Consider the following 12,568-nt stretch of genomic DNA (forward strand, 5'->3'; position numbering starts at 1 on the left):
GTTCGGCCATGACAAGCGACGCGCAGGCCGAGGCGGGAACCGCCGAAGGTCAAGGGCCGGTCGAAATTTCGCCGGAACTCGCCGAGCGACTCGAAGACAAGCGGGAGAAACTGTTCGAAAAGTTCGAGATTCGGGACAAATTTCCACAGGCCGTGATGACCGAGGCCGAAAAGCGAACCGAGGGCATCCAACAGGAGATTAAAGACGAAGCCGAAGAGCGCAAAGACCTGCGCGACATGACGACGTGGACGACAGACCCCATCGACGCACAGGACTTCGACGACGCGATTTCCGTCGAAGAGCGCGAGGACGAGTACGTTTTGTGGGTGCACATCGCCGACGTGACTCACTACGTCAACCCGGAGACGAACATGTGGGAGGAAGCGGTCAAACGCGGCAACACGGTGTATCTGCCGTCCTACACAATTCACATGCTCCCGCCGATGCTGGCGGAGACGGTCTGTTCTCTGGTGCCCAACGAAGACCGACTCGCGCACACGGTGGAGATGCACCTCGACAAGGAGAACCTCTCCTACGAAACCATCGACATCTACAAATCCGTCATCCAGAGCGACGAGCGACTCACTTACGCGCAGGCAGAGGAACGCATCGACGACGAAGACGCTCCACTTCACGAGGAGTGCAAACTGTCGTTCGAACTCGCAGACCAGATGCACGAACAGCGCAAAGAGGACGGCAGTCTCGTCCTCAACCCGCGGCGTGACCGCGCACATACCCTCATCGAGGAGTCGATGCTGAAGGCGAACAAGGCGGTCACACACGAACTGATGTGGGGCCGAGGGGTCGAGGCGATGTACCGCGTCCACCCGCAACCGACGCCGGACGAGTGGAGCAAGGCGCTTCGGGAGATACAGGATTTGGACGGCGTCTCGATTCCGGGCAGTACGTGGGACGACCCACGAAAAGCGGTCAACGCCACGCTCGAAGAGGCACCGCGCCGACAACTCGACAAGATTCAGTGGGCCGTGATGAAGGTGATGCCGCGAGCGCGATACATGAGCGACCCGTTCGGCGGGCATCACGCGCTCAACTTCGAGATTTACGGTCACTTCACCAGTCCGATTCGCCGCCTCTCCGACCTCATCAACCACTGGATCGTCTACTCGAACGACGTTCCGGAAGACCTCGTTGCGCTCTGTGACCGCGCCAGCGACAAACAGGCCGACGCCGAGGCCTGCGAACGCGAGTACAAACAGTATTTGGAGGAAGTCGGACTCAACCCGAACGCGGTCAACAACCGCGGCATCGAAATTGTCGAAGAAGACGACTAAGACGACAAACGACGATCAATCGAAAATCGAATGCCGCCGTTTCCTGACTCGCGCAACGTTCTCTCGCCGAACTGCTCACGATGTCCCGAACTCGTTTCGTGTCGAAATCGGATTTCGTGGGGAACCGGGCCGCTCAATGCTGACGTGATGGTCGTCGGTGAAGCACCCGGTTACGGCGACCCCGACGCAGAACAGTGGCAAGGCGGTAACTGGACAGGAATGGCGTACACCACGCGCTACTCGGGCGGAAAAATTCGCTCGCTGTTCGCCGAACTCGGCTACGAACCCTACTTTACGAACGCCGTTAAATGCTTTCCCGAAGGGGAAGACGGTTCGAATCGGGAACCACGCAAAAGCGAACTCGACAACTGTTTCGCCCACCTGCGAGCGGAAATCGAGCAGGTGAACCCCGATGTCGTCGTTCCGACGGGAAAACACGCCACCAAAGCCCTGTTCGATTTCGAATCCATTCGGTTGGACGGCTTTCTCGACTGTGTTCTCTCCCCGGTTGAATGCGAACGGCTCGGCGTGATGTCGTTACCACTGTTGCACCCATCGTACGACAATATCTGGATTGGACGACTCGGATACGACCGAGCGGAGTACGTCACCGCCATCGGGGACGAACTCGCAAAACTCCGCTAACTATTCGTCAGCAGGAGTGTGTTCGGAGGTTCCCGAAGCGGCGCTCTGATTGTCGTGTACGTGTATCCACCCATCACTCTCGTAGGTGATTCGATAGCCTCGGTACGTGAAGACAGCCCTTCCGCCGCGTCTGAACTTACCATCGACTCGCGGTTGGAACAGCGAATCCAGTGCATCCGGGTCTACGGCGTCGTACAGTTGCGGACGGATTTCGTCCGGCGACAAACCTTCGTAGTCTGCAATCGCATTGATGACGGCAGTGCTTGGGCGTTCATCGTCCTCCAAGCGGTAGGAAGTTCGGTCCATTCCGGTACTGCTGAGGAGGATTCGTCAGCAGATAAGTATGACGGATGAATCTGTCCAAATCCAATTATAAACACCGTAATTTCCCAAATACGAAATAATTCCGACTATCAGTCACTCGGAGACTTCGTCCTGACCGAAATGGTCGAACGGTTGTACACGTTCGTCTTTCACGAGCACTTCGTTGACCACATCCAATCCGATTTCGTCGAGCGTCTTTCCGACGGCCGTGACTTCCTCACGAGTCGGCGCAACCGCTTCGACGTGAACGTTCTCGACACCAGCCATAATCTCCTTAACGTTTACCACGCCATCTACGGAGAGCGCGCGTTCCGAAAGTTCCTCGCGGCGGGGTATCGCCGCGGTACAGATGAAGAGGACACGAAGTGGGAACTCGGCGTTGTGATAGTCAATTTGCGGGTGATACCCCTTGATGATGTCTTCGTCTTCGAGTCGCTGCAGCCGATTGCCGACCGTGCTGGCCGAGACGCCGACCGCTTCGCCAATTTCGGTCGTGGTCGTGTTACGCGCGTCTTTTTGAAGCAGGTGCAGAATGCCGCGGTCAACGTCATCGAGTGAATCCTTGCTCATAATGGTGAATATTGAAATCGTCGCTGTTGGTTGTTGGTTGCTGTCCGAAAAAGTCGGCATGAGTTCGAGATGACAAACTTTCGTGGGAGGCATGGCCGAAACTTGGCGAGAGGCCAGCTCGCCACCAGGGCCTCCGGCGCCGTCGAACACGTGCCGGGTCTGTCACACCCGGGCTCCGGGCGTATTTCATACGAAGACCGCTACCCCCTTCATTATATTCCGAATAACGGGGACGGAGCCCGACCGAACGGTGTGAAACGGTTGGATATACTGGAATAGGCTGTTTGGTTGGAATCGGGGGTTTAGGTGGGTTTTTGGAGTTGAATTCGGTATGAAACGGTGGTTGAGATGGGGAAATCGGAGGGAGATTAGCGAGGTGATGATTGAATGATAGCGAATGAAATGAGCGATAGGCAAGTTAGCCAATGACTGGGTCACGCGTCTTGTCTAATTGAAATCCTGCTCGTCCATCCCTCACTGCGTTCGTCGTGGACTCGCCGGGACTGAGCAAACGGCGGTCTGTTTGCGAAGGTCGGCGAGTCCACTACTTGAACGGAACGCAGTGGAGTGAAAGTAGTGGACTCGCCGGGATTTGAACCCGGGGCCTCTTCCTTGCGAAGGAAGCGATCTGCCACTGATCTACGAGCCCTCGAACTATTGTACCGCCCGGTCGTTACTTGTAGCTTGTGTTTCGACGCGCAGGATGTGAAGTCGTCCCGCGATAAGACCGACCGCGAAGCCTGTGAAGTGGGCGATGAGGGCCACGCCGGGCGAGGCCGTCATCAAGGTGGCGAGCAAGGCGAGGCCGAACACGACCGCGATTTGCGCACGCCGTGAGAGGTGCAGCCTTCCGAACACTGCATCCGCCACCGGATTTCCGGCGATGAGATAGCCAAAGAGGCCGAATACCGCGCCACTGGCTCCGAGGACGCCGATAGGATCCGCAGAGAACAGCCCACCAATCCAAATCTGTGCCACGCCCGCCACGATTCCGACCGTCAGGAAGTAGGCGTGGAATCGGAATTTCGTCGTCACGCGCTCAATGAGGACGCCAGCGAACACTAGGGCAATCGCATTGGAAAGCAGATGCCCAAGGCTGACGTGGGAGTAGACGCTCAGTGGGAGCGTCCACGGATGCACGGCCACCGGTGGAGAGAGTGCGAACAGGCTCACCATCAATGCAGGACTGACGAGCCGAATCACCGACTGGAGGACGTACACGATACAGAAAACGATGAGCGTCTGTATCGTAGGAGAGCGCGAAAGACGCATAGCGTCTACTTGCGACTCAAACTACAAAAATCGAATCCCGCCGAAAACCGTGTTTTGACGACGCTGTCGCTGGTCGGCATGAGAAAGTGGAAAATTGAGGTCGAAGAAGCGACCGTGTCGCTTAGTCTTCGAGAACGATTTCGATGCTCACGTCGTTCGGAACCTGAATGCGCATCAACTGTCGAAGCGCGCGTTCATCGGCGTCTAAGTCGATGAGGCGCTTGTGGACGCGCATCTCCCAGTGTTCCCACGTCGCGGTTCCCTCTCCGTCAGGGGACTTGCGAGTTGGGATTTCCAGCGTCTTCGTCGGGAGCGGAATCGGGCCGCTCAGGGAGACGCCGGTTTTCTCGGCTATCTCGCGGACATCGTCGCAGATGTCGTCGAGGTCCGAGGGGTTGGCTCCTGCGAGTCGGACTCGTGCCTGTTGCATCGTTTATTTCTCGTTGACTTCGAGGACTTTACCGGCCGCGATGGTCTGACCCATGTCACGGACAGCGAAGGAACCGAGTTCCGGGATTTCGCCGGACGGCTCGATGCTGAGTGGCTTCTGTGGTCGAACCGTCACGACGGCGGCGTCACCGGATTTGATGAAGTCTGGGTTCTCCTCGGCGACTTCGCCCGTCTTGGGGTCGAGCTTGTGGTTAATTTCCTCGACGGTACAGGCGACCTGTGCCGTATGGGCGTGGAAGACCGGCGTGTAGCCAGCCGTGATGACGGACGGGTGCTGCATCACGACGAGCTGGGCCTTGAACGTCTCTGCGACCTTTGGCGGGTTGTCGGCTGGGCCACACACGTCACCGCGACGGATGTCGTCCTTGCCGATGCCACGCACGTTGAAACCGACGTTGTCGCCGGGTTCAGCTTTTGGCACCTCTTCGTGGTGCATCTCGACGGTCTTGACTTCGCCGCCGACGTCGCTTGGCTGGAACGAAACGTTGTCGCCCGTGTTCAGGACACCAGTCTCGATACGTCCGACTGGGACTGTACCGATACCGGAAATCGTGTACACGTCCTGAATTGGCAGACGGAGGTCGGCATTCGTTGGCGGTTCCGGTGCTTCGAGGTTGTTGAGTGCCTCGAGCAGGATTTCGCCGTCATACCACGACGTGTTGTCGCTTTCCTCTGCGATGTTGTCGCCCTCGAACGCCGAAATCGGGATAAACTCGGCGTCGTCGGTGTTGAATCGAACCTGCTTGAGCAGGTCTTTGACCTCGGAGACGACATCCTTGTAGGAGTCTTCCGAGTAGTCGACGACGTCCATCTTATTGATGGCGATGATGAGCTCGTCGATTCCCAGCGTACGAGCGAGGAAGACGTGCTCTTGGGTCTGGGGCGCGACACCGTCGTCTGCCGCGACGACGAGAACCGCGTTGTCTGCCTGCGAGGCACCCGTGATCATGTTCTTCACGAAGTCACGGTGACCCGGACAGTCGACGATGGTGAAGTAGTAGTCGTCGGTGTCGAACTCTTGGTGGGCGATGTCGATGGTGACACCACGTTCTCGCTCTTCTGCGAGGTTGTCCATCACGTAGGCGAATTCGAATCCACCTTTGCCTTTCTCTTCGGCTTCTTCTTTGTGCTGTTCGATGACGTGCTCGGGTACGCTCCCCGTCTCGTAGAGGAGTCGCCCGACCAGCGTGCTCTTACCGTGGTCAACGTGGCCGATAATGGCCAAGTTCTGGTGTGGTTTGTCGCTCATTGGTATCTCACGCGAAGACGCGCTCTGTCGGATTTATTTGGCAGAAGCGGTTAAAACCATTTCGATACGTCTTGCAGGGCATCTTCCCGCCGTCTGGCGGTTAGTGGGAACAATTGACATGGGCGAACTATGAAACAAATCGGACTATTTGGCTCATTCCTCCCGTGCTAACGTCGTCACGTCGGATAGCACTGCCGACGCAGTTTCCGGGCCACCTGCGCCGCGTCCACTGATATTGAGTCGGCCTGCATGTTTCGTCTCGAACTGAACGATGTTGCGCGTGCCGGAAACCGCGAGCGTTCCGTTTTCCGGCACGAGTCGCGGCCCGACTCGAACGCCATCGCGCGCGACTTCACCGACCAATCGAATCGTCCAGCCATCTTCGCTCGCCAGTTCGAGCGCGCTTCCGGGAAGGTCACGGATACCCGCAACCTCCGCATCGCCGATGGTGTACTGTCCGTCGAACAGCACGTTCGCAAGGATGACGCATTTCAATGCGGCGTCGGTACCATCCACATCAAATGAGGGGTCTGCCTCCGCGACACCGAGGTCTTGGGCCTCCGCGAGCACGTGTTCGTAACTCAGTCCCTCCGCGGCCATCCGTGAGAGGATAAAGTTCGCGGTACCGTTCAGCACGCCGCGAACAGCCGTGACGTTGTCCGAGCCGACATCCGCGATAGTCGAGAGGACGGGAATTGCGCCGCCGACCGTCGCTTCGAACAGCACACGTCCATCGTTTTCAGCTTCGATTGCTCGAAGGTCGTCGTATCGCTCGGCGACCGGCCCTTTGTTCGCCAGCACGACGTGATGATCTGATTCGAGTGCCGCACGCGCGTGGTCGAATCCCGGTTGTGCGTCGCCGAGCGTCGTCGGCGTGGCTTCGACCAGCACGTCATATTCGCTCTCGAAAGCGGCGCCCGGGGCGACCGTTCCAACTGTTTCATCGTCGTTTTTCCGGGCCACTGCGGCGTCTACATTGATTCCATCAGAATCGACGACGGCACTGGTCGAATCGGCCAACGCCGTCACCGTGTGACCGTAGTCTTCCGCCAGTTCCGCGACCGAGCGACCGACCGCACCCGCGCCGAGCACTGCGAGTTTCATGCCGTCACCTCACGTTCCGTCAGCGGAGCGATGACGCGCAGTTCCTTTTCGTCCGCAATCTGTGCCACCGTATCGAGAACGTCTCCCGTGTCCGCGGAATCGGTGGCAAGTCGGAGTCGCGCGCTGGACACGTCGCTGGTTCCCTCGGGCGCGGAAAGGGAAATATCAACGACCGACGTGTTCGATTCGGTCGTAATCCGCGAAAGGGTGTCCGAAATATCGGTGTCGATGATGTGCCCTGTCAAGACGACGGTTATTTCTTCGTCGTATCGCTCGGCTCCGGCGCGGATGACGTTCACGCTCGCTTCGCGCAGTGCGGAAACGATAGCGTCGAATCGGTCGGGCGGACATTCCAGATCGACTTCGACCGGAATGTGTCCCCGCGGCGTGAGCGAACCGCGTTCGTGAAAGACGCTTAGTAAGTTACCGCCGTGTTCGGCTATCGGTTCAAGGGCGTGAAGCAGTTCGCCCGGTTCGTCGGCGAGTTCCAACCGAACCGTGTACGCTTGCACGTGCCCATCGTGGTCGGCCATGATAGCAGGATTGGGGCGTGGGTGGCAATAAACCTTCAGACGGTCACAAAATTCTCCAACACGGGGACGGCAACGGGATGAAACGAATGCAAAACTGTGTGCAACCCGAATTAACCAACTCCTATGCGACTCGTTAACGAGCGCGTAGTAATACCCTTGGAGGAAAAAGGAGGGAGTGGTGATAGACGATGCGATTCACAGATGCAGTCGGTGCAAGCAATGACAGTATAGCGAAAGACCACGTCTGTGCGTTCTGTCAGACGGCGTTCGACAGCCGCGACCGAATGTGCCCCGTGTGCGATGCCGAAATAGTGCACAGAGGGGAACGATAATATCGCTATCGTCGGCAGTGCCACCGGTTCGCTTTTCATAAATTGACAGCGGCGTGGAGTTTCACAGAGCAACCGCTGTGGATGTAAGCGACCGAAAAAGAATGCGCAAAATAGGAATCGTCGTTTAGAAGTAATCGACTGCCTGTGGCAGTTCGAGCTTCATACCCTTGCGCTCTCGGATTTCCATGATGGTTTCGGGCTGGAGATTGTCCGCCATGACGCGGAACCCGGCGTTCTCCGTGTTCCACGATGCACGACCTTCCGTCGCACTGCGGATGTCCGAGGAGAACCCGATCATCTCGTCAACGGGTGCGATACCTTCGACGACCATGAGGTCACCCTCTTGGTACATGTCGTCTACGCGGCCACGGCGACCCTGAATCTCACCGGACGCGGCACCCATGTGCTCGTTCGGCACGTCGATGCGCACGTTCTGAATCGGTTCGAGGAGTTTGACGTGCCCGTGGATGAGCGCGTTGTGGACAGCCTGTCGAACCGCGGGGATGACCTGTGCCGGACCACGGTGGATGGTGTCCTCGTGGAGGCGCGCGTCGTGGAGTTTGATGAGCGTCCCCTCGACGGGTTCGGCAGCAAGTGGCCCGTCGTCGAGCGCCTCTGTGAGGCCCTCGATGACGAGTTCCATCGTCTCGTTCAGGTGCTGGATACCCTTCGTATCATCGATGAGGATGTTCGTCCCGTGGATGTGTTCCACGTTCTGGCTGGTATCTTTGTCCATGCCCGTCTCTTGGAGCACTTCACGGCGCTCCTGTTCGGGCATGTCCATCGAGATGTCTCCGAGTTTCAGTTTCTCGACCATTTCGTCCGACAGCGGTTCGACCGTGATGTAGAACCGGTTGTGGCGGTTCGGGGAGATACCTTCGACTTCGGTGGTTGCTCCCTGCACCTTCTCTCGGAAGACGACGATAGGCTCACCAGTCGTCACCGGAATACCCTGATTGCGCTCGATACGCTGAGTGATGACTTCGAGGTGGAGTTCACCCTGTCCGCTGATGAGGTGTTCGCCCGTGTCCTCGTTGATGTCGATCTGGATGGTCGGGTCTTCTTTGGAGACCTGTCGAAGCGTCTCGATGAGTTTCGGCAGGTCGTCCATGTTCTTCGCCTCGACGGATTTCGTGATGACGGGTTCGCTGATGTGTTCGATGGACTCGAACGGCGTCATCTCCGCGCTCGACACCGTCGAACCGGCGATAGCGTCTTTCAGACCGGTAACTGCTGCGATGTTCCCGGCGGGGACGCGTTCCACTTCCTCACGTTCGCCACCCATGTAGATACCGACGCTCTGGACGCGGTTCGTTCCGACAGTTCCCGAGATGTAGAGGTCTTGTCCTTTCTCCAGTGTTCCGGAGAAGACACGACCGGCGGAAATTTCGCCAGCGTGTGGGTCGATACCGATGTCGGTGACCATCAGGACGACTTCGCCGTCTGGGTCAACGAGTCGCATCTGCTCGGCGAGTTCGGATTCGTCGTCACCACGCCAGACGCGGGGGATACGGCGGGGCTGAGCCTCGATGGGGTCCGGGAAGTGTTCACAGACCATGTCGAGGATAACGTCCGAAAGCGGGGTCCGCTCGTGAAGCTCTTGACGGTCGCCGTTGCGTTCGAGTTCCATGATGTCCCCGAAGTCCATGCCCGTTGCTTGCATCGACGGCATGGAGACACCCCACTTGTAGAGTGCCGACCCGAACCCGACGGTTCCCTCTTCGACGGAGACGGTCCAGTCGTCCACGTCGTCCATGTCCTTGGTCATGCCGCGAATCAGCTCGTTCACGTCGTCGATGACGTTGAGCAGGCGGCGTTGCATCTCCTCGGGACCCTCTTGGAGTTCCGAGATGAGTCGGTCTACCTTGTTGATGAACAGGGTCGGCTTAACGCCCTCGCGGAGCGCCTGTCGGACAACGGTTTCCGTCTGTGGCATGGCGCCTTCGACGGCGTCCACGACGACGAGCGCACCGTCAACGGCACGCATCGCACGAGTGACGTCGCCACCGAAGTCGACGTGGCCCGGTGTGTCGATGAGGTTAATGAGGTGGTCTTTGTCCTCGTACTCGTGGGTCATCGAGACGTTGGCCGCGTCGATGGTGATACCGCGTTCTTGCTCGTCCTCTTCCGTGTCCATCATCAACTGGGTGGCTTCGCCTTGGTCGGCGATCATGCCCGCACCAGCGAGAAGGTTGTCAGTCAGTGTCGTTTTACCGTGGTCGACGTGGGCGGCAATCGCAATGTTCCGGATCTGCTCCGGTTTGTCCATGAGCCGCTCGCACTTTTCGACGATTTTCTTTCGTCTACCCATATATGGCTATTCCTACCTGTACGAGGTTGAAAAGCGTAGTGTTTTCGCGTCCGGACAGCGGCTGGAAATGGTTCATTACCCTGCCAAATAGTCGCATACGGCACAAGAGTAATAGCCACCCAGAGCGTGTCAACGACACACATGGATATACGAGTGCATGGGTCTACGCCCCCGACCCCGTTCCTTAGCGCCTCCGACCTGTTCCAAACAGAACACGACCTCGACAGGCCGGTTCACGTCCGCGTCCGTGACGACCCGGACGAGCGAACGTGGACGTCTCATCCCGGCGACCACCACATCCTCAACATCTCACGGCAGGCCGCGACGAGTGCGATGGCCCGCGAACTTGCGCTCCACGAATACTCACACATGGCCCGCAACGAGCAGTCACACCCTTCGCACACCCAATCGACCGCGGAAGCTCTGTTTCTCGCGTTCGCGGGGAAGTCGGTCGAACGACGAAAGCTCACCCACTGCTACCAGATTGCGAATCACATGAAGGACATCTACGCCGACGACATCACCCTCCGCGTCGGCCCGAGCGACAAACTCGTCGCGTTCCTCGAATCCGAGCTCGCCACGGCGATTGCAGACCGGCCAACCCACCCACGCGGGAGGCGAATGACCGCGACCACCGATTCCGAAATGACCGCCGTGAACGCCGCCTTCGCCCTCGCATTGGTCGAACGCCACGACCTCGTTCCCCGCGACCACCGCCTCTACGACCTCGCCCGCACCGCATCCCGCGACGCCCCGAACGTTGACGTTCAGGGGTTCAAATACCGGTTTCTCTCGCTCGCAGACGACCCCGACGAGAGCGAATACCGCAAGGCGCTCGTAGATGCCGCCGAAGAATACGTTCTCGGTGGGAACGAAGACGGACAAGCCGCGGACTGAACCCCCGATTTCGAAGACACCTGCTATCGACACAAACAACATGGCGCGTGCGTTGGCAAGCCCGAGGACTTGTCGTCCGAGGGCTTGCGAATTATCACGCGAGGGATGATCGGAGGAACGAAAGCGACGACGGGAATCGGTTGGAGAGGCACGTGGCCGTTGCGGTGCGGTGGCGGAGGCGGTTCGTTTAGAGTCGTGAATTGTTAGCGATATACCTCTACAACTGTTTGAGTGATTGGTTTCGATTTTACACCGTGAATAAAGTGACATCTCTAATAAAACGACCTCGTATCGAAAACGCGGCCGCTCGTAGAACAGAAAATAAAAACGAAAATCGAGTCCAAAGAGAAGGAAACGGAGTTTAGCGTGCCGCAGCAGCGACGCGCTCTTTCTCTTCTTTCTGGTTAATCGCGTAGGCCTGCACGTCGTAATCCGCGGCACCGATGAGTTGCTGTGCCAACGCTTCCTCGGCGTCCGTCGCGGTCTTGAACGAGGCACCGTGGGCACCTTCCGCGATGAATTTGAGCGACTGGTCAACGCGGCGCTGGGGCGCAACGTCGACTGCCTTCGGGACGGAGATACCACCGTATTTGAGGCGGACGGTTTCCTCACGCGGGGCGGCGTTCTCGACTGCGCGGACGAGCACCTGCACCGGGTTCTCCTCGGTGCGCTCGTGAACGATGTCGAACGCGTTGCGGACGATTTTCATCGTCTGCTGTTTCTTGCCCGTGTTCTCTTCCGTCTGCATGAGACGGTTGATGAGACGCTCGACGATGCTGACTTCGCTCTTCTGGAACTGCTTTCCAGCGTGGCGGCCCATCGTGTGCGCAACGGGCGTCACCGAAATGTAGCGTTCCGTGCTCGGGTCGCTGAATTCGATGTTCGTCACGTCCCACGTGCCGAACAGTTCAGCAACGGCACCTTCGCCTTCCGTTCCAACGTGTGCGTCGGGTTCTGGTTGTTCTTCGTCTGCACTCATGATTTATCGCACCGGTTTTTCCGCATTGCCACGAACCAGTTCTTCCATGCTCACGCCGTTGACTTTCTCGACTTTGTAGTTGACGCCGGAAAGGTCACCCATCGCGCGACCTTTCGCACCGCCGATACCTGCGATGGTGACCTCGTCGTGTTCGTCGATGAACGAGATTGCACCGTCGCCGGGACAGAACGCCGTCACCTGCTTACCGTTCTTGATAAGCTGGACACGGACGCATTTTCGAATTGCGGAGTTGGGCTGTTTCGCTTCGATGCCCACTTTTTCCAGCACGATACCTCGGCCTTGCGGCGCACCTTCGAGAGGGTCGGATTTCTCACCAAGACCACGCTCTCGTCGGGCGTAATCGGAGTCAGACCACCGGTGATTCTGGCGGTCTTTCTTCAGCTTCCGAGCCGCGTACTTACCGTTCGCCATTATGCTGTGGACTATTCGATGGAGCTACTTAAACGGTGTCTTTTGGGTTCGGCGTTACGCCCGCAGGTCGCTCGAAAGGGGTTGATAAAGCAATCTGAGCACGTTTCATTGAGTCTAAGCAGAGCCAATGGGTTCGTTGGACGACGTCGAGCGTACTTCACCAATTTCAACGAATAGA

The 12,568-nt window shown here is 58.1% G+C and carries 13 protein-coding genes and 1 tRNA gene; 3 read left to right on the forward strand and 11 right to left on the reverse strand.

Features of this window, described 5'->3' with window-relative positions; translation table 11 throughout:
- Positions 1-8: 8 nt before the first annotated feature.
- Complete coding sequence (locus HL45_RS13775; protein ID WP_049971645.1) at positions 9-1,292, forward strand: ribonuclease catalytic domain-containing protein; 1,284 nt, start codon at positions 9-11, stop codon at positions 1,290-1,292.
- A gap of 30 nt (positions 1,293-1,322) precedes the next feature.
- The gene (locus HL45_RS13780; RefSeq protein ID WP_049971646.1) at positions 1,323-1,937 is read left to right on the forward strand and encodes a uracil-DNA glycosylase; all 615 of its coding nucleotides are present in this window, start codon (positions 1,323-1,325) and stop codon (positions 1,935-1,937) included.
- Here the strand turns inward: HL45_RS13780 and HL45_RS13785 are convergent, their stop codons facing one another.
- The 9 genes from HL45_RS13785 to HL45_RS13825 all read right to left on the reverse strand — a co-directional run bounded on the left by HL45_RS13785 (position 1,938) and on the right by HL45_RS13825 (position 10,082).
- Positions 1,938-2,243 carry a HalOD1 output domain-containing protein gene (locus tag HL45_RS13785; protein WP_049971647.1) on the reverse strand — a complete coding sequence of 102 codons (306 nt, stop codon included), beginning with the start codon at positions 2,241-2,243 and terminating at the stop codon, positions 1,938-1,940.
- A 111-nt stretch (positions 2,244-2,354) separates the two neighbouring features.
- Complete coding sequence (locus tag HL45_RS13790) at positions 2,355-2,831, reverse strand: Lrp/AsnC family transcriptional regulator (protein WP_049972047.1); 477 nt, start codon at positions 2,829-2,831, stop codon at positions 2,355-2,357.
- Positions 2,832-3,408: 577 nt separating this feature from the next.
- A tRNA-Ala gene (locus HL45_RS13795) sits at positions 3,409-3,480 on the reverse strand.
- A gap of 5 nt (positions 3,481-3,485) precedes the next feature.
- Entirely contained in the window at positions 3,486-4,103 is a 618-nt protein-coding gene (locus tag HL45_RS13800; RefSeq protein WP_049971648.1) for a rhomboid family intramembrane serine protease, read from the reverse strand.
- Between the two features lie 121 nt (positions 4,104-4,224).
- Positions 4,225-4,533 (reverse strand): 30S ribosomal protein S10, encoded by a 309-nt coding sequence (gene rpsJ, locus HL45_RS13805; protein WP_007979652.1) that lies wholly within the window; start codon positions 4,531-4,533, stop codon positions 4,225-4,227.
- A 3-nt stretch (positions 4,534-4,536) separates the two neighbouring features.
- Positions 4,537-5,802, reverse strand: coding sequence for a translation elongation factor EF-1 subunit alpha (gene tuf, locus HL45_RS13810; protein ID WP_049971649.1), 1,266 nt, complete (start codon positions 5,800-5,802; stop codon positions 4,537-4,539).
- A gap of 153 nt (positions 5,803-5,955) precedes the next feature.
- Positions 5,956-6,906, reverse strand: coding sequence for a homoserine dehydrogenase (locus tag HL45_RS13815; RefSeq protein WP_049971650.1), 951 nt, complete (start codon positions 6,904-6,906; stop codon positions 5,956-5,958).
- Positions 6,903-7,439 (reverse strand): amino acid-binding protein, encoded by a 537-nt coding sequence (locus tag HL45_RS13820; protein ID WP_049971651.1) that lies wholly within the window; start codon positions 7,437-7,439, stop codon positions 6,903-6,905. Before HL45_RS13820 ends, HL45_RS13815 begins: the two co-directional genes overlap by 4 nt.
- A gap of 456 nt (positions 7,440-7,895) precedes the next feature.
- Complete coding sequence (locus tag HL45_RS13825) at positions 7,896-10,082, reverse strand: elongation factor EF-2 (RefSeq protein WP_049971652.1); 2,187 nt, start codon at positions 10,080-10,082, stop codon at positions 7,896-7,898.
- Between the two features lie 141 nt (positions 10,083-10,223).
- Between HL45_RS13825 and HL45_RS13830 the strand changes: the two genes are divergently transcribed.
- The gene (locus HL45_RS13830) at positions 10,224-10,979 is read left to right on the forward strand and encodes a DUF5781 family protein (protein WP_049971653.1); all 756 of its coding nucleotides are present in this window, start codon (positions 10,224-10,226) and stop codon (positions 10,977-10,979) included.
- A gap of 361 nt (positions 10,980-11,340) precedes the next feature.
- Here HL45_RS13830 and HL45_RS13835 read toward each other — a convergent pair whose 3' ends face one another.
- Together HL45_RS13835 and HL45_RS13840 are read right to left on the reverse strand one after the other, a co-directional pair.
- The gene (locus HL45_RS13835) at positions 11,341-11,958 is read right to left on the reverse strand and encodes a 30S ribosomal protein S7 (protein WP_049971654.1); all 618 of its coding nucleotides are present in this window, start codon (positions 11,956-11,958) and stop codon (positions 11,341-11,343) included.
- A gap of 3 nt (positions 11,959-11,961) precedes the next feature.
- Complete coding sequence (locus HL45_RS13840) at positions 11,962-12,390, reverse strand: 30S ribosomal protein S12 (protein ID WP_049971655.1); 429 nt, start codon at positions 12,388-12,390, stop codon at positions 11,962-11,964.
- Between the last annotated feature and the right edge of the window lie 178 nt (positions 12,391-12,568).

The organism is Haladaptatus cibarius D43 (assembly GCF_000710615.1).
In the GTDB taxonomy this organism is placed as follows: Archaea; Halobacteriota; Halobacteria; order Halobacteriales; family Haladaptataceae; genus Haladaptatus; species Haladaptatus cibarius.